The sequence below is a fragment of the Chitinolyticbacter meiyuanensis genome (assembly GCF_008033135.1).
Lineage (GTDB): Bacteria > Pseudomonadota > Gammaproteobacteria > Burkholderiales > Chitinibacteraceae > Chitinolyticbacter > Chitinolyticbacter meiyuanensis.
Genome location: NZ_CP041335.1, coordinates 2,910,492 through 2,931,606, shown reverse-complemented (window position 1 = coordinate 2,931,606; position 21,115 = coordinate 2,910,492). Strand labels below are relative to the sequence as shown.

The 21,115-nt window shown below is 65.5% G+C and carries 20 protein-coding genes; 4 read left to right on the top strand and 16 right to left on the bottom strand.

The features are described from left to right. Positions 1 to 24: 24 nt before the first annotated feature. Entirely contained in the window at positions 25 to 1,398 is a 1,374-nt protein-coding gene (locus FLM21_RS13935) for an LLM class flavin-dependent oxidoreductase (protein ID WP_148716148.1), read from the bottom strand. 467 nt (positions 1,399 to 1,865) lie between these two features. Here FLM21_RS13935 and FLM21_RS13930 point away from each other — a divergent pair, with 467 nt between their 5' ends. From FLM21_RS13930 to arsB, 4 genes are read left to right on the top strand one after another with little or no spacing between them, the layout of a single operon-like run. Further along, positions 1,866 to 2,201 carry an ArsR/SmtB family transcription factor gene (locus tag FLM21_RS13930; RefSeq protein WP_148716147.1) on the top strand — a complete coding sequence of 112 codons (336 nt, stop codon included), beginning with the start codon at positions 1,866 to 1,868 and terminating at the stop codon, positions 2,199 to 2,201. A gap of 15 nt (positions 2,202 to 2,216) precedes the next feature. Beyond that, positions 2,217 to 2,699 carry an ArsI/CadI family heavy metal resistance metalloenzyme gene (locus FLM21_RS13925; RefSeq protein ID WP_148716146.1) on the top strand — a complete coding sequence of 161 codons (483 nt, stop codon included), beginning with the start codon at positions 2,217 to 2,219 and terminating at the stop codon, positions 2,697 to 2,699. A 14-nt stretch (positions 2,700 to 2,713) separates the two neighbouring features. Further along, entirely contained in the window at positions 2,714 to 3,211 is a 498-nt protein-coding gene (locus tag FLM21_RS13920; protein ID WP_148716145.1) for an arsenate reductase ArsC, read from the top strand. Between the two features lie 59 nt (positions 3,212 to 3,270). Continuing rightward, positions 3,271 to 4,332, top strand: coding sequence for an ACR3 family arsenite efflux transporter (gene arsB / locus FLM21_RS13915; protein ID WP_148716144.1), 1,062 nt, complete (start codon positions 3,271 to 3,273; stop codon positions 4,330 to 4,332). Positions 4,333 to 4,395: 63 nt separating this feature from the next. Here arsB and FLM21_RS13910 read toward each other — a convergent pair whose 3' ends face one another. From FLM21_RS13910 to FLM21_RS13840, 15 genes are all read right to left on the bottom strand, one after another. Next, complete coding sequence (locus FLM21_RS13910; protein ID WP_148716143.1) at positions 4,396 to 5,055, bottom strand: carboxylesterase family protein; 660 nt, start codon at positions 5,053 to 5,055, stop codon at positions 4,396 to 4,398. Positions 5,056 to 5,148: 93 nt separating this feature from the next. Further along, positions 5,149 to 7,104, bottom strand: a complete 1,956-nt coding sequence (locus tag FLM21_RS13905; protein ID WP_222846702.1) for an ABC transporter ATP-binding protein — start codon at positions 7,102 to 7,104, stop codon at positions 5,149 to 5,151. Between the two features lie 26 nt (positions 7,105 to 7,130). Continuing rightward, positions 7,131 to 7,724 carry a hypothetical protein gene (locus tag FLM21_RS13900; RefSeq protein ID WP_148716142.1) on the bottom strand — a complete coding sequence of 198 codons (594 nt, stop codon included), beginning with the start codon at positions 7,722 to 7,724 and terminating at the stop codon, positions 7,131 to 7,133. Continuing rightward, on the bottom strand, positions 7,721 to 9,004 hold the full coding sequence (locus FLM21_RS13895) for an MFS transporter (protein ID WP_148716141.1): 1,284 nt from the start codon (positions 9,002 to 9,004) through the stop codon (positions 7,721 to 7,723). Before FLM21_RS13895 ends, FLM21_RS13900 begins: the two co-directional genes overlap by 4 nt. A gap of 197 nt (positions 9,005 to 9,201) precedes the next feature. After that, positions 9,202 to 10,026, bottom strand: a complete 825-nt coding sequence (locus FLM21_RS13890) for an ABC transporter ATP-binding protein (protein ID WP_148716140.1) — start codon at positions 10,024 to 10,026, stop codon at positions 9,202 to 9,204. Positions 10,027 to 10,132: 106 nt separating this feature from the next. Continuing rightward, positions 10,133 to 10,927, bottom strand: a complete 795-nt coding sequence (locus FLM21_RS13885; protein ID WP_148716139.1) for an ABC transporter permease — start codon at positions 10,925 to 10,927, stop codon at positions 10,133 to 10,135. Positions 10,928 to 10,958: 31 nt separating this feature from the next. Then, positions 10,959 to 11,819: an ABC transporter permease gene (locus tag FLM21_RS13880; RefSeq protein ID WP_148716138.1), complete on the bottom strand. Its 861-nt coding sequence runs from the start codon at positions 11,817 to 11,819 to the stop codon at positions 10,959 to 10,961. An 18-nt stretch (positions 11,820 to 11,837) separates the two neighbouring features. Then, positions 11,838 to 12,920, bottom strand: coding sequence for an ABC transporter substrate-binding protein (locus FLM21_RS13875; RefSeq protein ID WP_148716137.1), 1,083 nt, complete (start codon positions 12,918 to 12,920; stop codon positions 11,838 to 11,840). An 11-nt stretch (positions 12,921 to 12,931) separates the two neighbouring features. Next, complete coding sequence (locus FLM21_RS13870) at positions 12,932 to 14,014, bottom strand: ABC transporter substrate-binding protein (protein ID WP_148716136.1); 1,083 nt, start codon at positions 14,012 to 14,014, stop codon at positions 12,932 to 12,934. A 12-nt stretch (positions 14,015 to 14,026) separates the two neighbouring features. Beyond that, a complete protein-coding gene (locus tag FLM21_RS13865; RefSeq protein ID WP_148716135.1) occupies positions 14,027 to 14,800 on the bottom strand; it encodes an ABC transporter permease in 774 nt (257 codons plus the stop codon). Between the two features lie 10 nt (positions 14,801 to 14,810). Further along, positions 14,811 to 15,653 (bottom strand): ABC transporter permease, encoded by an 843-nt coding sequence (locus FLM21_RS13860; RefSeq protein WP_148716134.1) that lies wholly within the window; start codon positions 15,651 to 15,653, stop codon positions 14,811 to 14,813. Next, entirely contained in the window at positions 15,646 to 16,866 is a 1,221-nt protein-coding gene (locus FLM21_RS13855) for an MFS transporter (protein ID WP_148716133.1), read from the bottom strand. The genes FLM21_RS13860 and FLM21_RS13855 overlap by 8 nt, the downstream gene beginning before the upstream one ends. Positions 16,867 to 17,148: 282 nt before the next feature. Beyond that, the gene (locus tag FLM21_RS13850; RefSeq protein WP_148716132.1) at positions 17,149 to 18,231 is read right to left on the bottom strand and encodes an ABC transporter substrate-binding protein; all 1,083 of its coding nucleotides are present in this window, start codon (positions 18,229 to 18,231) and stop codon (positions 17,149 to 17,151) included. A gap of 74 nt (positions 18,232 to 18,305) precedes the next feature. Continuing rightward, entirely contained in the window at positions 18,306 to 19,388 is a 1,083-nt protein-coding gene (locus FLM21_RS13845) for an ABC transporter substrate-binding protein (RefSeq protein WP_148716131.1), read from the bottom strand. Between the two features lie 93 nt (positions 19,389 to 19,481). After that, positions 19,482 to 20,918: a porin family protein gene (locus tag FLM21_RS13840; protein WP_148716130.1), complete on the bottom strand. Its 1,437-nt coding sequence runs from the start codon at positions 20,916 to 20,918 to the stop codon at positions 19,482 to 19,484. Positions 20,919 to 21,115: the final 197 nt, after the last annotated feature.

Sequence of the window (21,115 nt, the reverse complement as noted above, 5' to 3'; positions counted from 1 at the left end):
GCAGTGCGGGCGGGGCATGGCCGATCAAGCGGACTTCAGCTCATTGCGTTCGAGCGAGTAGCGGTTTTCCGGGATCGCCAGGCCGAGGTTGCCGCGCAGTGTCGAGGCTTCGTACTCGGTGCGGAACAGGCCGCGATGCCGCAGGATGGGCACCACCAGGTCGATGAAGTCGACGAGGCCGCCGGGGTAGGTGGGGGCCAGCAGGTTGAAGCCGTCGGCTGCCTCGCTGACGAACCATTCCTCCAGCTGGTCGGCAATGCTTTCCGGCGTGCCGTGGATCACGCGGTGGCCGCGGGCGCCGGCCACCCATTCGTAGAGCTGGCGGATGGTGAGCTTCTCGCGCGCGGCCAGATCCAGCAGCAGGCGTTGGCGGCTCTTGTTGTTGTTGGTTTCCGGCAGATCCTGCGGCACGGGGCCATCCAGGTCGTAGTCGCGCAGCGCGTCCGAGCCGCCGAGGCTCGCCAGCAGCGACAGCCCGATTTCCGGATCGATCAGCTGGCGCAGCTGTTCCTTCTTGTCGAGCGCTTCCTGCTCGGTGCGACCGATCACCGGGTACACGCCCGGCAGGATCTTGATGTGGTCCGGATTGCGGCCGTACTTGTTGGCGGCGCGGCTCTTCACGTCGCGGTAGAACGCTTGCGCATCCTCCAGTGTCTGCCAGGCGGCGAAGATGGCTTCGGCAGTCTTGGCGGCCAGCTCGCGACCGGGCTCGGAGGCGCCGGCCTGCACGATCACCGGGTGCCCTTGCGGCGAGCGCGGCACCGACAGCGGTCCCTTCACCTTGAAGTACTCGCCCACGTGGTTGAGCTCGTGCAGCTTGTCCGGATCGGTGTAGACGCCGCTGGCTTTATCGTAGATGTGGGCGTCATCTTCCCAGCTGTCCCACAGACCCTTCACCACCTCGACGAATTCCTCGGCACGGCGATAGCGATCGGCGTGCTCCGGATGGCCGCCGAGGCCAAAGTTGTAGGCAGCGTTGGCATTGCCGGAGGTGACCACGTTCCATGCGGCGCGCCCGCCCGAGAGCAGATCGAGCGAGGCGAACTTGCGCGCGATGTGCCATGGCTCGTTGTAGGTGGTGGAGGCGGTGGCGACGAAGCCGATGTTCTTGGTGACGGCGGACAGCGCCGAATACAACGTGATCGGCTCGAAGCTGCTGCCGGCGCTGTGGCCGCTCTTGGCACGCAGGTTGCGATCACCGGTGCCGCGCCACAGGCCGTCGCTGTCGGCGGTGAAAATGGCGTCGAACTTGGCGGCCTCGGCGATCTGCGCCAGCTTCTTGAAGTGTTCGAACTCGGTGGCGCCGGCCGGATGGGTATCCGGGTGGCGCCAGGCGGCGGCGTGGTGGCCAGTCGGCGACAAAAAGGCGCCGAGCTTGATCTGGCGTTGCTTGCTCATGAAAGGCTCCTGGTGGGTCTTGGGCAGCCGCAAAGGCTGCGGGCAGGGCCGGTTTAGCAAGGGGTGTACCAGTTCGTTTTGCTTGTAGCTGTACAGACGCAAGTTATTGAATTTGAATTGCATTGTTGCGATTTTTGGCGTGCGCAAAAGCCTGTGGTTTCACTGTGCCCGAATGCCACTGTTGCGCAGGCTGCAAGCTGCTGACGGCACTGCGCAAAAAGCCGCAGGCCGTCGTGGATACTGGCGGCGTGGTTGCTTGACTGTGTCGGCAGCGGCGGCCGCCGGTGCCTTTGGGTCGGTTTCGTCTGGAACACCGTGAGCGGCGTGTGCTGTAGCCGGGCCATGCCTCACGATGGTTTCTGCAAGCTGGTCTGAAACGGATCGATGACTGTGCCAGTGCGTTGCCAGAAAGGCTGCTTGAGGACATAGGCTTGACTCGGATTCTTTATTTCCATAAAAATGGAAATATGGAAAATAAAGCCGCTGTCACCCGTCTCGCCGCGTTGGCGCAGGACACTCGCCTCTCGATCTTTCGCCTGCTGATCACGGCCGGGCCGGAGGGTATGGCTGTTGGCCGCATCGGCGAAGCGCTCGGCGTTGCGCCCGCCACGCTGTCCTTCCATCTGAAGGAACTGGCCCACGCCCAGCTGGTGTCGGCCCGGCAGGAAAGCCGCTTCATCTTCTATTCGGCCAACTATGCCGCGATGAACGAGCTGCTGGGTTTCCTCACCGAAAACTGCTGCGCAGGTTCCGCCTGCGGCGTGGGGGAGGAACTCGCCAGCTGTGCTGGCAAATGCAACTGACGCAGGAGCTTGGCCATGAAGCGATTCCACGTTCACGTCTCTGTTGACCAGCTCGACGACAGCATCCGGTTCTATTCCGCGATGTTCAACGCGCAGCCCACGGTGCAGAAGCCGGACTACGCCAAGTGGATGCTCGATGATCCACGCATCAACTTCGCCATCTCGCAACGCGGTACCCCCGCCGGGGTCGATCACCTGGGTTTCCAGGTGGATAGCGACGACGAGCTCGCCGCGCTGCAGGCACAGCTGGAAGCCGCCGACCTCAGCGTACTCAGCGAGCCGGGCACGGCCTGTTGCTATGCCGAATCGGACAAGCACTGGGTGACCGATCCGTCGGGGATTGCCTGGGAAAGCTATCGCACCCTGGGCGCCATCCCCACCTTCAATCGCGCCGTTAAAGAAAGCGAAAGCGCCTGCTGTGCGCCGCCAAAGTCTGCGCTGCAAACCCTCAACATCACCCCGAAAAACAGCTGCGCCCTCGGTAGCGGCTGCTGCTAACCCCGAGAGACCCCATGAGCACGCCTGTTCTCAACGTATTGTTCCTGTGTACCGCCAATTCCGCCCGCAGTGTGATGAGCGAAGGCTGGCTCAACGTGCTGGGCGAAGGCCGCTTCAAGGCCTATAGCGCCGGCAGCCACCCCAGTGGCCGCGTCAACCCCCATGCGATCGCGCTGCTGGATGGCATCGGCTACGACACCGGCTCGCTGTATTCCAAGTCGTGGGACGTGTTCGAAGGGGCAGATGCCCCGCACATAGACATCGTGGTGACCGTGTGCGGCAATGCGAAGAACGAGGTGTGCCCGATGTGGCCGGGTCACCCGACTACCGCGCACTGGGGGTACGAGGATCCGCACGGCGATACGGATGACGCATTGCGTGCGTCATTCGAGAAAATCTTCCAGCAGATCCGCAAGCGCACCGAACTGCTGGTGCAGGCGCCTGCGGAGCGGCTGCACGGCGAGGCCCTCAAGCAGCTGGTCCGCGAGATCGGCGAGACGGCGGTGGAATGATCGCAATCCTCCTGAAGCCCGATGCACAGCCGCGCCAACGTGGAAATGGAGTCGTGGACATGTCCACCGGATGTAAGCCTGCTGCCGCGTCGGCAGGGATGAGTGTGTTCGAGCGCTACCTCAGCGCCTGGGTGGCGATCTGTATCGTGGTCGGAGTACTGCTGGGGCAGCTGTTTCCCCAGGCGTTTCACGCATTGGGTGCCATGGAGGTGGCCAAGGTCAACCTGCCGGTCGGCCTGCTGATCTGGGTGATGATCATCCCCATGCTGCTGCGCATCGACTTCGGCGCGCTGCATCAGGTAAAGGCACATTCGCGTGGCATCGTGGTGACTTTGGCGGTGAACTGGTTGGTCAAGCCATTCTCGATGGCTTTCCTGGCCTGGCTGTTCATCCGTGAGCTGTTCGCGCCATGGCTGCCTGCGGCGCAAATTGACAGCTATATCGCCGGCCTGATCCTGCTGGCCGCAGCCCCCTGCACGGCGATGGTTTTTGTCTGGAGCCGGCTCACTGGTGGTGATCCGTACTTTACGTTGTCGCAGGTGGCGCTCAACGACCTGATCATGGTGTTTGCATTCGCACCGTTGGTGGCGTTCCTGCTGGGTGTTTCCAGCATCATGGTGCCGTGGGATACGCTGCTGACCTCAGTGGTGCTGTACATCGTGGTCCCGGTAATTCTGGCGCAGCTGCTCCGCAAAATGTTGCTGGCGCGTGGGCAAGCCGCATTCGACACGGCGCTTTCTGCGATTGGGCCCTGGTCCATCGCCGCGCTGCTGCTCACTTTGGTGTTGCTGTTCGCCTTTCAGGGTGAAGCCATCCTCAAGCAGCCACTGGTGATCCTGCTGTTGGCGGTACCGATCCTGATCCAGGTGTTCTTCAACTCAGCCTTGGCGTATTGGCTGAACCGGCGGGTGGGCGAAAAGCACAGCGTTGCCTGCCCCTCCGCATTGATTGGCGCGTCGAACTTCTTCGAGCTTGCCGTTGCCGCCGCCATCGCGCTGTTCGGTTTCGAGTCCGGGGCCGCCTTGGCCACGGTGGTGGGGGTGCTGATCGAAGTGCCGGTGATGTTGCTGGTGGTAAAGGTCGTCAATGCCAGCAAGGGTTGGTACGAACGGGCGGCGTAGCCGATGCGTGCGGCACACGCGAACCTGTGGCGTGCCACGGGCTGGCCCGTGGCACGGTGTGGATCAAGCAGTGGCCGTGCTCGGTGCGCGGGTCACCGCCAGCCAGTGCTGCAACTCATCGCTACCGTAGACCTCGTCGGCAATGAAATGGTCGCCACCGGGAATCAGCGTCAGCCGTGCCGGGGCGCCGAGCGATTGCAGCGTGCTCACTGCCTCGGCGGCACCAGCGACCGGCGCCTTGTCGTCGGCATCGCCGTGGAATACCCACACGGGCGTGTGCTGCAGTCGGGCCAGGCCCTCGCGACCGACGGCATCCGGCACCCGGCCGGATACCACCACCAGTCCAGCGAAGCGCTCGGGGTGGCTGCTGGCGATCTGCCACACGCCGGCTGAGCCCAGGCTGAAGCCCGATAGCAGCACCCGGTCGATGTCGTCATGCACGGCGCGGGTCTTGTCGATCAGCGCGAACAGCTCGTCCTGCCATTCCGGCCAGGTGCTGTCCTCGGGAATCTGCAGTGCCAGCCAGTAGTAGGGGCGCGGTGCGTGTTCGTTCACGTACTTGGGAAAGCCCCAAGCCAGCAGCTTGGTCAGATCGTTGCCGCGGTCGCGGGCGCCGTGCAGGAACACCACCAGCGGCGCGGCGCCGCTGTGGCCCTGAGCGGGCGCGAACAGATAGGGCAGGCCGGCACGGGCGGTGGCGTAAACGTGTTGCTCGATGCTCATGGTGTACTCCTTGGTTGGGTACTGCGTGGGCGCGGCCAGCGATCGGGGTCGCCGGTGGCACGCCGCTCATGGGTTTGGAATGGATGGGCTGGTTCAGGCGAACGACACATCGGGATCGATCCTGGGCTTGCGCTCGGTTTCCTCGTCGGCCTCCGGCTCCGGGGTGTTCGCAACCGGCGTGGCCGAACCGGCGGGCACCGCCTCAAGCCGGGCCTTGGGTTCGCCATCAAGGCTCTCGGGCAGGAAGCCGTCCGACTGCTTGCTCCACAGTCGCCAGTAGGCGCCGCGCCTGGCCAGCAGCTCGGCGTGGCTGCCGTCCTCGATGATGCGGCCGTTGTCGAACACCAGGATGCGGTCGAGGTGGGCAATGGTGGACAACCGGTGGGCGACCACCAGCACGGTCTTACCCTTCATCACCTCGTCCAGCGTTTCCTGGATCGCACGCTCGGTGATCGAATCGAGGCTGGACGTGGCCTCGTCGAGGATCAGGATGGGGGCATCCTTGAGGATGACGCGAGCGATGGCGATACGCTGGCGCTGGCCGCCGGAGAGCTTCACGCCGCGCTCGCCCACCATGGCGTCGTAACCTTCGCCGAGCTGGCCGATGAAATCGTGGGCATGCGCCTTCCTTGCCGCATCCTCCACGTCGGCATCGCTCGCCTCCAGCCGGCCATAGCGGATGTTTTCGCGCAGCGAGCGGTGGAACAGCGTCGGGTCCTGCGGGATCAGCCCGATCTGCGCATGCAGCGCGTCCTGCGTCAGCGTGCGGATATCGATGCCATCGATCAGGATGCGGCCGCTGTTGAGGTCATAGAGCCGCAGTAACGTGCTGACAAAAGTGGATTTGCCTGAACCGGAGAAGCCGACCAGGCCAACGCGCTGCCCGGCCGGGATGGTGAGATCGAGGCCCTGGAATACCGGCTTTTCCCGGCCGTAGCCGAAATGCACCTGCTCGAACGCGATGCCGCCCTGGCGGATGGGGGGGGCGCTGGCGCCCGGCTGGTCCACCAGTTCGTGGTCGCGCACGATGGTGTGCACGCCGTTCGCCACGTTGCCGATGAATTCGAAGAATTCCAGGAAACGGCGCGACAGGTTGCGCGCTTCGTTGATGATCAGGAGTGCCAGGCTCACCGCCATCACGAATTCGGCCACGCCGATCTCACCGCGCCCCCACAGCTGCAACGCGTAGTAGAGCGTGCCGATCTTGAGCACGGCGGCGGCGGAGAACTGGAACCAGCGCACTCGCTCCGAATAGCCGTTGGAGGTGCGTACCGCCTTCAGCTCGCGTTTCAGCGTTTCGTCGAGCAGCGTGCGCTCGTAACCGAGCCTGGCGAACAGCCGGGCGCTGGCGAGGTTGGTCACCGAATCGACGATCTGGCCGGTGGTGTCGCTACGCGCGTTCGAGGCGCGGAAGGCATACGGCTGCGCACGGCGGGCCAGCGCGTAGGAGATGCCGATGAACAGCACCGCCCAGATCAGCACGAAGGCAGCGAGCGACGGGTGCGCGCCGTACAGCAACACGATGGAGACGCTGAACACGATGAAGATCGGCCAGAACTCGGTGATCAGTGACCACAGCGTCTGCGTCACGCCCATCGAAGTTTCGCTGATGCGATGCGCCAGCGCACCGGCAAAGTTGTTGGTCAGGTAGCGGTGTGAGTGATGCTGCAGGTAGTGGTAGACGTGGCGGGTCACGTTCTGGCGCTGGCGCGGCCCCAGCCGGATCTGGATGCCGCCGGCCAGCCGGCCGAACAGCACTTCGCCGATCGAGAAGGCGAAGAAGATGGCGAGCGGCACATGCAGCGCATCGATCAGCGCCAGCGATTGCTCCTGCGCGGTGGTCACCGCCTTGATGATGCGCGACAGCGCATAGGGAATGAGGATGCCGCAACTGGCGTTCAGTGTTTCGGCGGTGAGCATGGAGGCGTACCACCAGCGGAACTGCTTGACGAAAAACCAGATGAAGCGAAATGGCGTATGCGGCAGCGCCGGTGTGCCGGGGGCGCGCTGCTGCACCGCCGGCGTGGCGTGGGGGGAGGGTGACGACATGGTGTTCCTGCGGCGTGGGCGCCTGATTATCGGGAGGGTGGATTCCAGCGGATGCCGGCAAAGAAGGCGGCGATCTCGTCGCGCGGTGCCGACGAGACCGGCGGGCCCTGGATGCGGGGATAGACCGATGTGGCGTAGGCCTGGCGCCAGTGCTGACCACCCGGCAGCAGGCAGAACCAGCCGGTGTGCGCGTACTCGCGGCGCGGCTCGGTGCTGTCGGGGTCGTAGCGCTCGACCTGCACCGCGTCGTAGCGTGCGCAAGGGGCGTCGGCCAGCGTGCCTTCGCTGACCTTGAGGTCGATCAGCTCGAAGCGCAGGTCCGATAGCCGCGTCTGCAGCAGCCGGCGCGTGCTGTCCGCAAGGGCGCTTGCCGCCGGGGCCGGTGCGGACAGGTCGGCCAGCACCCCGGCCGACACCAGCACCGCATCGTTGCCGCTGCTGCCGGCAAAGCGCTTGTGGAATACCACTGCATCAGCGGTGGCGCTGCCGACGCGCCAGCCGGAACTCGAAGGCGCTGCAACGACAAAGCCGTCACCGCGGTAATCACCGGCCGGGGCAACAGGCGGGGCGGCGCTGCAGGCGGTGAGCAGTGCAGTGAGAAGGGCGATCAGCGGCTTCATCGGGCAGGCTCCGCGGCAAGGTCGGATGGGGTGGCCGGGGCGGGATCGAGCGTGCGCACCGGTTCGGGGAAGCGGTCCATGCGCGCCAGCGGCGGGAACAGGCGGGTCCACAGCCCGGTAACCAGCAGTGTGGCCGCGCCGCCGATGACGGTGGCGCGCACGGCACCCAGCCAGGCGGCCGCCAAGCCCGATTCGAATTCACCCAGCTCGTTGGAGGCGCCGATGAATACCGCGTTGACCGCGCTGACGCGGCCGCGGATTGCATCGGGTGTTTCCAGCTGCACCAGGAGGTGGCGCACGAACACGCTGACCATGTCGCCGGCACCGGTCAGCGCCAGCGCGCACACCGACAACGCCAGGCTCGTCGACAGGCCGAAGGTGATGGTGGCGATGCCGTAGAGCGCCACGCCGCCGAACATCCAGCGCCCGGCATGACGGGTGATCGGCCAGGCCGCCAGCAGCAGCGAGGTGACGGCGGCACCGACCGCCGGCGCGGTACGCAGCAGCCCGAGCCCGGTGGGGCCTACCGCCAGCACGTCGCGCGCGAACACCGGCAGCAGCGCGGTCACGCCGCCGAACAGCACGGCAAACAGATCGAGCGAGATCGCGCCGAGCACCACCGGCCGCGAGCGCACGAAGCGAAAGCCTTCCAGCACGCCGGACAGCGACAGCGGCGTGCGCTGCGTGTTCTGGCTGGCGCGCACCCGCAGCATCAGCAGCACCGAGGCGATCAGCAAGGCGGTGGCGGTGGCGTAGACCACCGCGGCGCCGGCCAAGTAGAGCAGACCGCCCAGCACCGGGCCGGCGATCACCGCCGCATGAAAGCTCGATGAGCTGATCGCGGTGGCGCGGCTGAAGTCCGCTGCCGGTACCAGGTTCATCACGATGGCCTGGCCAGCCGGCATGGCCAGCGCACGGGCGCAACCGGCCAGCACCAGCACCGCGAATACCGGCCATACCACCGTCAGGCCGTGTGCGCTGAAAAGCCACAGCGCGAGCGCGGTGGCTGCTTGCAGTACGAAGCTCACCTGCAGCACGCGGGTGCGATCGTAGCGGTCGGCGATCTGGCCCGCGGGCAGGATCAGCACCAGGAAGGGCGCGAACTGGGCGAGGCCGACGAGGCCCAGGTCCAGCATGTTGCCGGTGAGGTCGTACACCTGCCAGCCGATGGCCACGTTCACCATCTGCATGGCGAGCGTGACGATCAGCCGCGCGGCGAGGTAGCAGGCAAAGTCGCGGTGGCGCAACACCGCCAGTGCATTGGGGGCGGGCGCGCTCATGCGCAATCCGCGTCAACAGTACCGGGCATCATGGCTCCAGGCGGGTGCCGCCGCAGGGCGGCACCGGTAGAGGAAAAGGGACGGCGCTGGCACGGCGCACGCCGCATCCCGAAAGGCGATTCGTCGAACCTCCTGCGGTCGCGATGCAAGACGTGTGCCGTACGGGTGCAGCCAGCGGATTGGGGCCGCGGCCACGCCTACCAGGCGAACTGCCAGTTGCGCGGTGCGTCGTCGACCACCAGCGCCACGTCCTGGCGCGGGTTGTCGTGGCCGCCGAACTCCGAGAGCACGTCATCCTTGATCGCGGTGAAGGCGTAGCTGCCGCGATCGCGCGAGCGGGGCAGCGGCACGTCGACCACGCGCTTGATGCGGCCCGGGCGCGGTTGCATCACCACTACGCGATCGCCGAGGTACACCGCTTCTTCCACGTCGTGCGTCACCAGGATGGCGGTGATGCCCTCGGCGGCCCAGATGCGCTCCAGCTCCTGCTGCAGGTGCGAGCGGGTCAGCGCATCGAGCGCGCCGAACGGCTCGTCGAGCAGCAGCACCTCGGGGCGGTTCACCAGCGCGCGGGCGATGGCGACGCGCTGGCTCATGCCGCCGGAGAGCTGGTAGGGGTAGGCCTTCTCGAAGCCCTTGAGGCCGACCAGCTCGATATGCTCCTGGATGGTCTTCTGCTTCTGGCTCTCGCTGAACTCCTTGTTGTTCAGGAGGCCGAGGCCCACGTTCTGCTCGACCGTCAGCCACGGGAACAGCCGGTGCTCCTGGAACACGATGCCGCGATCAAGGCTGGTGCCGACGATGCGCTTGCCGTCGAGCAGGATCTCGCCCTGGTACTCGTCCTCCAGGCCGATCACCAGGCGTAAGAGCGTGGATTTGCCGCAACCGGACGAGCCGACGATGGAGACGAATTCGCCCGGCTTGATGGTGAGGGAGATGTCCTCCAGCACCGACAGGGGCTCGCCCTTGACGTCGTACTGCTTGGACAGCGATTTGATTTCCAGCGTGCCTGCGTGGGCCATGGTGTTGCTCCTGTTGTCTTGTAGTCGAATCTTGCAGTGCCGCGTCAGCGGCGCCGGATACAGCGCCCCGCAGCGCGGGGCAGGGGATGGTTGAAGCGGGCCGGCATCAGAACTGCGCCACCGAGCGGCCGCGCCAGCGCAACAGCCGGGCCTCCACCTTGCTGGCCGACCAGTTGAGGACGAAGCCGACGAGGCCGACGACGATCACGCCGAGCAGCACCTGGTCCATCCAGAAGTGCTCGCGGCCATCGACCAGCAGGTTGCCGATGCCCAGGCCCGAGGTGAGCAGGTATTCGGCGCCCAGCGTGGCGAGCCAGGCGTAGATCAGCGCGAGGTAGATGCCGGTGAAGATCGACGGCGTGGCCGAAGGCAGCACCACCTTCAGGAACACCTGTAGCGGGCTGTAGGCGAAGATCCGCGCCACCTCGATGTGATCGCGCGATACGCTGCGGATGCCCTCGAAGGTATTGAGCACCACCGGGAAGAAGGCGGCGAGCGACAGAAAGGCGATCTTGGCGGGGTCCCCCAGGCCGAACCACACCGAAATCAGCGGGATCCACGCTAGCAGCGACACCTGCTTGATGGTGTGGAAGCTCGGCCCGACCAGGCTCTCAAACAGCCGCGATACGCCGAGCAGCGTGCCCACGATCAGCCCCGCCGCGCTGCCGAGCACAAAGCCCGTGATCATGCGGTAGAGGCTTGCGCCCAGTGATTGCCACAGCTCGCCGCTCGCGCTCATGCGCCAGCCGGTGTCGATCACCTTGGAGATCGGCACGAACAGCTCGGAATCGGTCCAGCTGAAGCGGTAGGCGGCCCACCACCAGGTGAACAGCAACACCGGAATCACCCAGCCGCGCAGCGGCTTGGGTATCAGGGTCAGCGGGTTGACGAATTGGGTCATTGCAAACTCCTTGGATACATTGTGCCGACGCTCAGAATGCTTCGCGGCGCCAGCGCAGCAGGCGGTGTTCGATCAGGGCGAGGATCTTGTCGAGCGCGAAGCCGACCCCGCCGACCACGATCACGGCGGCCAGCACCACGTCGAGCTGGTAGAGCTGACGGCCATAGACGATGAGAAAGCCCACGCCCTCGCTCGAGGCCAGCAGTTCCACGCCCACGAGGGCCAGCCACGAATGGGTGAGGCCGTAGCGCACGCCGTTCCAGATCGGCGGGAAGGCGGCCGGCAGCACCACGCGGCGCAGCAGTTGCCAGCGGTTGAAGCCGTAGACCTTGGCCACCTCGATGTAGCTGTTCGGCACGCCCTGCAGGCCCTTGTAGGTGTTGAGCGTGATCGGTACGAAGGCTGATTTGGCGATCAGGATGATCTTCAGCGCCTCGTCGATGCCGACCAGCATCATCAAGAGCGGCAGCCAGCCGAGCGACGGCACCTGGGCGAAGGTCTTGAACGTGGGGTAGAGGTAATCCTTGGCCAGCGGCGACAGCCCCATGGCCACGCCGAGCGCGATGCCAAGGCCGGCGCCGGTGAGAAAGCCCCACAGCACGCGCTGCAGGCTGATCAGCGTGTGGGTCTGCAATTCGCCGGTATTGAAGAGGTCGGCGAAGGTGGCGGCCACGGTCAGCGGCGAGGGCAGGATCTGTGACGGGATCAGCTCGTACTGCGCGGCGAGCTGCCAGGCCAGCAGCACGGCGAGCGGTACCGGCCAGGCCAGCAGCCAGCGGCTGGCCTTCTGTCGCAGTGCGTGCCAGTTGAACGGCGGCTTGGCCGGTTTGGCCGTATGGGCCGGACTGGCTACGCCGTCGCCCAGAAGCAGGGTGGATGCGGTGGTGGACATGGGGGTCTCCGGCGCGGTTTACGAGCGTGTACGTTTCGGGGTGGCCGTGCCGGCAAGGCGCTTGCCGTCGGCATCGATGGGTTGCCAGTAGCCGGCGAGCTGGGTCTGTTTGAGCGCTGCATCGAGGAAGCGGCGGTCGAACCAGGTCTGGACATCCACCGGCTTGCGGATCAGCTTGAGCTTCAACAGGCCCTCGGCCACCTCGCGGTAACGCGCCACCGCGAAATCGTCGAGCAGCGGGCTGAACTGGCTCTGCAGCGATTCGCCCGAGTAATCCTCGCGGATCACCGATTCGGGCACGCCCATCCGTGCCCACAGCGCGTAGGCTTCATTGGCGTTTTTGTCATCCGCCACCCAGCGCGAAGCCTTTACCAGGCCGCGGACCACGCGGGTGGTCGCGTCCGGATAACGGCTGGCGAATTCGTCGGTGACGAGCAGCGCGTTCTGCCGGGTATAGCGCGGGGCGTGGCCGCGCGTGGTGTAGACGATGCGCACCTTGCCCTGGTCGCGCAGCTTCAGCACGCGCTGATCCGAGAAGCCAGCGTCGAGGTTGTTGCCGATCAGCGCGGCGTCGATACCGGGCAGGTCGAGGTTCACGATCTTGAGATCGCGCTCGGTCAGATCATGGTCGGCCAGTACCCGGTCGGCCGGCAGCTGCAGGTTGGTGCCGACGAAGAGCCCCACCTTGCGGCCCTTGAGATCGGCCACCTTCTGCACCGGCGAGCCCGTCGGCGCGGCGAGGTAGATGTTGGTGCGCACGCCGGCCATGGCGATGATGCGGGTCTTGAGCCCGACCGAGCGGGCCACCACCGAGGGGAAATCGCCCTGCAGCGCGAAATCGAGCTGCTTGTTGGTCAGCGCCTCGTTCACCGCCGGGCCGGCACCCTTGAAGAAGTGCCACTCGACCTTGATGCCATCCTGCTTGAATTCGTCGTTGATCCAGTTGCGGGTGTAGGCGATGCCGGCGCTGCCGGAGGTGAACTCGGTGCCGACAGTGGGCGAGGCCACGCCGATGCGGATCACCGTGGGCTGGGCGGCGAGCGCCAGCCCCGCCACGGTGGCCGCGGCGGCGGCAAGGGCAATGCGCAAGTGTTGCAACATGGTGGGCTCCTTCAGCGCGCGGCGGTCTGCGTGGTCAGTGGCTTGCCCTGGGCATTCAGCGGCTGCCAGTAGCCGGTGAGCTTCAGGTCCTTGAGGGCGGCATCGACGAAACGGCGATCGATCCAGCGATCGACGTCGACATCGCCCCGTGCCAGCTTGAATTCCCTGGCGCCGGCAACGGCATCCTTGTAGCGGCCGACGAGGAAGGGATCGAACAGGGGTGACAGGCGCTCCTTCAACGGCTGCTTGGCGTAGTCGGTCTCGAACACCGAGACCGGGTAGCCCATCAGCGCCCAGGTCTTGAACACCTCGGTACGGTGTTCCTCCTGCGAGGCCCAGTGCGCCGAGCGCACCACGCCGCGCACCACGCGCTGCACCGCATCCGGATAGCGCCGCGCGAACTCGTCGGTGGCCAAGAGGCCGCTCTGCCGGGTGTAGACCGGCGGCTGGTTCTGGGTACTGTAGGCAACGCGTGCAACACCCTTGTCGACCAGCTTCAGCGATTCCACGCCGACGAAGGCGGCATCGATATCCCGGGTGGTCAGTGCCGCCTGGGCGGAAGCGTTGTCGAAGTTGATCAGCCGGATGTCACGCTCCTTGAGACCATGCGCGGCCAGGATGCGGTTGATCGGCAGATGGGCATTGGTGCCACGGAACAGCGATACCCGCTTGCCCTTCAGGTCGGCTACGCCGCGGATCTTGGAATCGGGTGGCACCAGCAGGTAGACGTTGGAGCGGATCGCCACCGGCAGCACCAGCCGGGTATTGAGCCCGGCGGCCTTGGCCATGATGGACGGCAAGTCGCCCTGGAACACCACGTCGAGCTGGTTGTTGGTGAGTGCCTCGGTCACGGCGGGGCCAGCGCCCTTGAAGAAGAACCACTCGATGCGGGTGCTGGTGCCCTTGAACTCGGCATCGATCCAGCCCTTGTGCCGGGCGAGGCCGATCGAGCCCGTGGTGTAGACCGGCGGGTTGCCCACCGATGGCGAAGCGACGCCAATGCGCACCACGGGCGGCAATGCGCTGGCGTGCGCGGTCAGGGTGGCGACGGCGAACAGCGCCGTGGTGGTCAAACGTTGGAATAGATGGTTCATGATCGATTTTCCTCACCGGTCGCCGCGCCAGCGCAGCGCATGGGCTTCGAGGCGGGTGGCAAGCTGATTGAGCAGGGCGCCGACCAGGCCGATCAGCACCATGCCGAAGATGACAAGCTCGACATTGAAGGCGGCGCGGCCGCGGATCACCGTGTCGCCGAGGCCCACTTCGCCGTAGGCGGGCAGCAGGAACTCGGCGCCGATGGTGGCGAGCCAGGCGTAGACAAGGCCAAGGTTGAGGCCGGTGATGATCTGCGGCGAGGCGGCCGGCAGGATCAGCCGGGTGAACAGCTGGCTGCGGCTGAAGGCATAGACCTGCGCCACTTCCACCTGGGCGCGCGTCACGCTCTTCACGCCCTCGAAGGTGGCGAGCGTCACCGGGTAGAACACCGAGACGGCGACGAACACGATGCGCGAGGTGTCGTTGTAGCCGAGCCAGATCGACAACAGCGGAATCCACGCAAACAGCGAGATCTGCTTGATCGTGTGAAAGGTCGGCCCGATCAGCCGCTCGGCCCAGCCCGATACGCCGAGCAGGCTGCCGAGCGCGATGCCGGCAAGGCTGCCGGTCACGAAGCCGGCGCCATCGCGCCACAGGCTGGCCAGCAGCGCCCTGATGAAGGGGCCGTGCACGATGTAGTCCCAGGCGACGACCAGCACCTTTTCCGGAGGCACGATCAGCCGGGTGTTGACCCAACCGACGTGGGTGACCAGTGCCCATACGGCGATGAACACGACCGGCAGCACCAGGCCACGCCAGTCGCGGGAAGCAGGGTTGAGGCTCATGGCGTGTTCCTCAGAATGCGCTGCGGCGCCAGCCGAGCACGCGGGATTCGATGAAACGCAGCGACAGATCGAGCACGAGGCCCACTGCGCCGATGGCGATCATGGCGACGACGACCAGATCGAGCTGCAACAGCTGGCGACCCCACACCATCAGGTAGCCGATGCCTTCGCTGGAGGCGAGCAGCTCGACGAACACCAGCGTCAACCATGCCTGCATCACGCCCTGGCGCAGGCCGTTGAACACGCTGGGCGCCGCGGCGGGTGCCACCACGCGGGCGAGGGTCTGCGGCAGCGAGAAGCCGTAGACGCGACCCACTTCCAGCCAGGCGCGCGGAATGTTGGCGATGCCCTTGTAGGTGTTCACCGCCACCGGCACCACCACGGCGAGCGAGATCGCGGCGATCTTCAGCGCCTCGTCGATGCCAAGGAAGATGATCAAGAGCGGAATCCAGCCCACCACCGGGAATTGCGACACCACCGAGAAGGTGGGATGCACATAGGCGCGCACCTGGCGCGACAGGCCGAGCGCGATGCCGAGCACGAGGCCGCTGCCACCACCGATGGCGAAGCTCCACGCCACGCGCGAGAGGCTGATGGTCAGGTGCTCAAGCAGCTCGCCGCTGTCCCACAGCTCGACGAGCGACTGCCAGACAAGCGCGGGCGGTGGCAGGATCTGCTCGGCCAGCCATTGCTGGTCCACCGCGTATTGCCACAGCGCGAACAGCGACAACGGCAGGATGGCGCCAGCGACGGCGATCCCCGCATAGCGGCCCAGCCGGGCCAGCCAGGGCAGCAGGTTGGAAGCGGGCGACGGCAGCGCGATGCTGTCGACCGCCGTGGTGAGGCTACTCATCTTGGACTCCTTGGAAATCGGGCAGCGAGAGCGCCAGTGCCGGGGCCTGGCGGGCCAGCAGCCACATGCGACAGCTCAGTAGCAGGAACACTGGCGCCAGCAGCACGAAAGTCGATTGCAGGCCGAAGGACTGGCCGAGCCAGCCGCCCGCCACGCTGCCAACGAGGCCGCCGGCCGGGCCGACGAAGGCGTTCACCCCGGCCACGCGGCCACGCCCCAGCCGCGCGCTGGCACGGGCAAAGCGCGAGATGTTCACCGTCTGCATCATCCCCAGCCCCAGGCCCAGTGCGGCGCCCCCCAGCCACAGCCAGGCGGCGCCGTGCGAGAGGCCCAGCAACAGCAGCGCGGCAACGATGGTGAGGAAGCTCGCCTGGTAGAAACGATGCTCGCCGACCCGCTGCAGCAGCGTGCCGAGCGCGAACAGCGCGAACACGAACAGTGCCCCCTGCACGGTGACGAGGCTGGCGGCGGCGCTGGCCGAGAAATCGAACTGGCGCAGCGCGATCACCACGATGAAGAAGCCGTAGTACTGGTTGGCGGCCTGGCTCACGAACTCGATCAGGCTGATGCGGGCGAGCTCACGGTCCTCCTTGAGCAGCGCGAACTGCTCGCGCACAGCGGCCACGCTCAGCGTGCGCCCGGCGGCAGGCGTGTAGTGCCGCATCACCAGGGGCGCGAGCGCCGCAGTGGCGAAGAACGACAGGCCGACGAGGGCGTAGGTGCCGAAGTAGTCCACTGCGGCGATCAGCGCGACGGCGAGCGCCGGGCCCAGCAGGAAGAAACCGATCATGTGCGTGCCACGGAACCAGCCGGCCTTGGCCACGCCCACCTGGTCGAGCTGCTGCATGAACACCGCGTTCAGCGATACGAAGCGGCACGGCATGCAAAAGCTGATCAGCACTGCGGTGAGCGCCAGCAGCAGCGGCACCGGCAGCAGCGGCGTCAGCAGGTAGAGCAGACCTGCCGACACCGAGCCGAAGGTGAACAGCTTGAGCGGGCCCAACTGGTCGACCAGCACGCCGATGGGCATGCTCATCAACAGGATGCCGGCGCTCTGCGCCCCGGCGATCAGCGACAGTTCGATGTCGCTGGCCGCCAGGTGCAGCGCATACAGCGAGGTGGCTACCTTGGCCACGCCCACCGACAGCCCCGCCAGCGACGACAGCAGCACGAAGGCGAGCAGGAAGCGGTGGCGGTCGATGAAGTTGCGCACGCGGGTTCTACCTTTGAACCTGTTCACGATCTTTTCGCGCCAGCGTTCGCGGCAGTGCCGGTAGCGGGCAAGGCACGAGACGCGCCGTGGTACTGGTACCACAAGCGGCCCGTAACGCCGCGCGCTGTCGGCAATGCCGCGAACCCCTGGGGCCGGCCCGTAAAATGGTCATTCACTGCGTTGTGCTCCTTACCAATAACTTGGGTTATTGCCTGCGTCCCACGCCTTGCGCCTGACCGTTTTACGGGCTGGCGCTGGCGTGAAAAGACCGTGAACAGGTTCTTACTTCTTGATGTTGCCGTTGGCGTCGTACTCGTCCCAGTAGCGTTCGAGCTTGAGCTCCTTCAGCGCCTGGTTCAGGTATTTCGGTTCCAGCCAGCCCTCGACGGACACGTCGCGGCGGATCAGCTTGAAGCGCTTGGCCTCATCGATGGCCTTCTTCAGCGAGGCGACGTAGTACTCATCCAGCAGCGGGTTGTTGCGCTCCTTCAGCGTGTAGCCATCCCAGGTCTTGAGGAAGTCGCCATACGGGGTGGAGCCGCCCGCGGCCCAGTACTTGAACACCTGGTCGCGGTTCTTCTCTTCGGACGCGAACTGGGTGGCGCGGATCAGCGCAGTGACGACCTTCTGCGTGGTGGCGGGATACTTCTTCTCGAAATCATCGGTCACCCAGAAGGTGCCGACGCTGGTGATCTTGGGATCACGCTTGATCTCGAACAGCACCTTGGCAATGCCGCGCGCCTCCAGGTCGAACGGCGTGGTGATGTAGCCGTCGATATCCTTGGTGGCAAGTGCGGCCTTGGCGGTATCGGTGTTCATGCTGACCACCTTGAAGTCCTTCTCGGTGAAGCCGTATTTCTCCAGCACACGGTTCAGCGTGAGCTGGCCGGCCGTGCCCTTGAACACACCGATGCGCTTGCCCTTGAGATCGGCCAGGCTCTTGGCCGACGAGTCGGCCGGCACCACGAAGTAGGTGTTGCCGAAGCGGCCCAGGCCCGCAACGATCTTGTGCTTGAGACCGGTAGAGCGGCCGACGATCAGCGGCAAATCGCCGTGATAGGCGAAATCGACGAGGTTGCTGGCGAGCGCCTCGTTGGTGGCGGGGCCGGCACCGGGGAAGAAGTTCCATACCACCTTGATGTTGTCGGCCTTCAGCGCCTGCTCGATGCTGCCGAGCTGATGGGCGATGGCGAGCGTGGTGCCGGTGCCGACCGGGCGCCCGCCGGTGCCGGCGCCGGAGAAGGCGATGCGCACCACGGTGGGCTTGTCTTCGGCCTGGGCCGGGCTGGAAAGCGTTAGTGCGAGGGCGCCGCTGAGGGCACCCAGCAGCAATGTGGTTTTTTTAATGAATTGCGAGAGTTTCATCGGGTATTGCGTCCTGGTGGGATGGGGATGGAAAGGCCCGCGGCGGCCGGGGGAGAGCGCCGCGGGCCGGATGTTTACTGCTGGGCGAGCTTGTTCGGCAGCTTGTTGCCGGCCACGTCGTAGCGATCCCAGTAGCCTTCGAGCTTCAGCTCCTTTAGCGCCTGGTTCAGGTACTTGGGCTCGATCCAGCCATCGAGGCTGACGTCACGCCGGATCAACTTGTACCGCTTGGCCTCATCGATCGATTTCTGGATGCTGGCGACGTAGTAGTCATCGAGCAGCGGCGTGGTGCGCTCCTTGAGCGTGTAGCCGTCCCAGCTCCTGAGGTAGTCGTCGTAGGCAGTGCCGGATTGCGCCCACAGCTTGAAGACCTCGGTACGGTTCTTCTCATCGGCGTTCCAGCGTGCCACCTTCAAGAGCGTGGTCACCACGCGCTGGGTGATCTGCGGATACTTCTTCTCGAAGTCTTCGGACACCCAGAACGTGCTCGGTGCCGACAGCTTGGGGTCGTCCTTGATCTCGAACAGCACACGGGCCACCCCGCGTGCCTGCAGATCGAACGGGGTGACGATGGCGCCGTCGATGTCCTTGGTGGCGAGCGCGGACTTGGTGGTGTCGGTGTTCATGCTCACCACCTTGAAATCCTTCTCGGTGAAGCCGTATTTCTCGAACACCCGGTTCAGCTGCAACTGGCCTGCCGTGCCCTTGAACACCGCGATGCGCTTGCCCTTGAGATCGGCCAAGGTCTTGGCGGACGAATCGGCCGGCACCACGAAGTACACGTTGCCGAAGCGGCCGTAGCTGAGGACGATCTTGTGCTTGAGGCCAGTGGAGCGGCCCACGATCAGCGGCAGATCGCCATGGCCGGAAAAATCGACGAGGCTGCTGGCGAATGCTTCATTCACGCCGGGGCCGGCGCCGGGGTAGAGCGTCCATTGCACCTTGATGCCGTCGTTCCTGAACTCCTGCTCCAGTGCGCCTTTCAGGTGGGCGGTGGAGAGGAAGCTGCCGCCGGTGATGGGCCGCCCGCCGGTGCCGGCACCGGGAATGGCAAAGCGGATGACCGCGGGCTTGTCCTCGGCCAAGGCGCTGCCCGGCAGGGCGAACAGCGATGCGGTCACCCCGAGGAGGGCGGCAAAAAGCTTGATGCGTTGCATGTCGTTCTCACTAAGTGGTGGTTGAAATCGCGTGAAGGCCCTGGGGGAAGCGCTTCGCTGTGGGCGGCATCGGCGATGCCGCCCGGTCTGGGGTTAGAAGCCGAACTGGAACTGGGCGAGGTAGAGGTTCTCGCTCTCCTTGGCCGCGTCTTCGTAGCGGGTGTGCGCCACGTTGAACTGGAACTTGGTGGTCTCGGCGAAGAACACGTTGAGGCCGCCGGTCCAGATCGTGGTGCCGTCGTCGGCCTTGTCGAGGTTCGGGTCCCAGTCATCCCAGCGGGAGAACAGCTGGTAGGACTTGGGCCACCAGTCGTCGTACTTGGCCTGGCCGCGGAAGCTCTTCACCCACTGTTCGCCGAAGGTGTAGAACAGCGTCAGGTACTGGCCGCGACTCTTCACCTCCGGGCCATTGAGCTGGGCGTCTGAACCCTGGGCCAGCTCGTAGGTGAAGCCATACGGATCGTGGTTGTAGTAGATGTCGAAGCCGAACCGGTCGCTCTTGCCCTGGCGGGCCACGGTGGTGGTGGCACCCTGGGTCTGCGTGATGTTCTTGGTGCCCTTGTAGTAGGAGGCACCGAGCTTGAGCTCGCGCAGCCAGCTGTTGTAGTCGACCGGCAGGGTGACGGCGGCGCGGGCGAGCCAGTCCTTGTCGTTGTTGTCGTCCGACTTGTTGGGGCCGTTGCCGTTGACCACGCCCAGCGCGTATTCCAGCAGCGGCGCGCGGTAGTTGAAGCCGTAGTCGACATAGGGGTCGTAGTCGCCGCGCAGGATCAGGCCGATCTGGCGGTTGCCGACGCCGAGGTTGTTCAGGAACTGGGCCGAGTTCACCACCGGGCGCAGTTCTTCGCCCACCTGGGCTTCGAGGCCGAACGGGATCTGCTGCTGGCCCAGCGTGAAGGTGAGCTTGGGCTCTTCGAGGCCGGTCACCGTCGGGAACGGGCTGTAGCGCAGGTAGGCGTCGGTGACGTTGAACTGGCTGCCATTGTTGGCGGGGCTGTTCTTGGCGTAGGCGAAGGCGAGGCGGTAGTCGAGGTTGCGACCCTCGGCATAGTCGCGGTACAGGCTGCCGCTGAAATTCAGCGTGGCGCTCGGTACATCGAAGTTCGAATAGCGATCGTCGGTGACGGCGGTGCTGCCGGCGGTGGTCGGCACATCCTGGTAACTGATCCGGGCCTGCACGGTGCCGCCGATGGTCAGCGCCCGGGTGGACAGCGCGGTCTTGGTCTCGCGGTTGCGTTGCTGCTCGTACTTGTAGTTCTCAAGGTCGGAGCGCAGGCCGTCGATGTCTTCCTTGGTGGCCACGCTGCCGGCCGGTTCGGCGCTGGTCTGCGTGGCGAGGATGTCGCCGCCCTTGGGTGGTTTGACGGTGGTCTCCGCGCTGCGGGTGGCGCTCAGTTGCTGCTGCAGCGCATCGACCGCGCGCTGCAGCGCTTCGATCTGCGCCTGCAGCTCTTCGGTGGTTGGGGCGGCTTGGGCAGTGCTGGCCAGCGCCACCAGCCCGGCGCCGAGCCAGTGCTTGCTGAGGGTCATATGGGTCTCCCTGGTTATTGGACGTCCCCGTGCATGGCGCCGGGGCGTCTGGATGGCGTGATCACAATCACACTGGGTCCGTTATAAGCAGAACCCGTGCCAACACGGTTTTGTTAGAAATTTACGGAATAAGTGGGTGGGTGCTGCGGGTTTGCCAGCAAGCCGGGCATGGTGTTGCTGGGAAATCAACAGCGGGT

Coding starts and splice junctions, on each gene's coding strand:
- FLM21_RS13895 (WP_148716141.1), bottom strand. CDS start 9,004: ATGAGCGCGCCCGCCCCCAATGCACTGGCGGTGTTGCGCCACCGCGAC.
- FLM21_RS13900 (WP_148716142.1), bottom strand. CDS start 7,724: ATGAAGCCGCTGATCGCCCTTCTCACTGCACTGCTCACCGCCTGCAGC.
- FLM21_RS13920 (WP_148716145.1), top strand. CDS start 2,714: ATGAGCACGCCTGTTCTCAACGTATTGTTCCTGTGTACCGCCAATTCC.
- FLM21_RS13850 (WP_148716132.1), bottom strand. CDS start 18,231: ATGAAACTCTCGCAATTCATTAAAAAAACCACATTGCTGCTGGGTGCC.
- FLM21_RS13860 (WP_148716134.1), bottom strand. CDS start 15,653: ATGAGTAGCCTCACCACGGCGGTCGACAGCATCGCGCTGCCGTCGCCC.
- FLM21_RS13905 (WP_222846702.1), bottom strand. CDS start 7,104: ATGTCGTCACCCTCCCCCCACGCCACGCCGGCGGTGCAGCAGCGCGCC.
- arsB (WP_148716144.1), top strand. CDS start 3,271: ATGTCCACCGGATGTAAGCCTGCTGCCGCGTCGGCAGGGATGAGTGTG.
- FLM21_RS13875 (WP_148716137.1), bottom strand. CDS start 12,920: ATGTTGCAACACTTGCGCATTGCCCTTGCCGCCGCCGCGGCCACCGTG.
- FLM21_RS13885 (WP_148716139.1), bottom strand. CDS start 10,927: ATGACCCAATTCGTCAACCCGCTGACCCTGATACCCAAGCCGCTGCGC.
- FLM21_RS13890 (WP_148716140.1), bottom strand. CDS start 10,026: ATGGCCCACGCAGGCACGCTGGAAATCAAATCGCTGTCCAAGCAGTAC.
- FLM21_RS13925 (WP_148716146.1), top strand. CDS start 2,217: ATGAAGCGATTCCACGTTCACGTCTCTGTTGACCAGCTCGACGACAGC.
- FLM21_RS13865 (WP_148716135.1), bottom strand. CDS start 14,800: ATGAGCCTCAACCCTGCTTCCCGCGACTGGCGTGGCCTGGTGCTGCCG.
- FLM21_RS13930 (WP_148716147.1), top strand. CDS start 1,866: ATGGAAAATAAAGCCGCTGTCACCCGTCTCGCCGCGTTGGCGCAGGAC.
- FLM21_RS13870 (WP_148716136.1), bottom strand. CDS start 14,014: ATGAACCATCTATTCCAACGTTTGACCACCACGGCGCTGTTCGCCGTC.
- FLM21_RS13845 (WP_148716131.1), bottom strand. CDS start 19,388: ATGCAACGCATCAAGCTTTTTGCCGCCCTCCTCGGGGTGACCGCATCG.
- FLM21_RS13840 (WP_148716130.1), bottom strand. CDS start 20,918: ATGACCCTCAGCAAGCACTGGCTCGGCGCCGGGCTGGTGGCGCTGGCC.
- FLM21_RS13880 (WP_148716138.1), bottom strand. CDS start 11,819: ATGTCCACCACCGCATCCACCCTGCTTCTGGGCGACGGCGTAGCCAGT.
- FLM21_RS13910 (WP_148716143.1), bottom strand. CDS start 5,055: ATGAGCATCGAGCAACACGTTTACGCCACCGCCCGTGCCGGCCTGCCC.
- FLM21_RS13935 (WP_148716148.1), bottom strand. CDS start 1,398: ATGAGCAAGCAACGCCAGATCAAGCTCGGCGCCTTTTTGTCGCCGACT.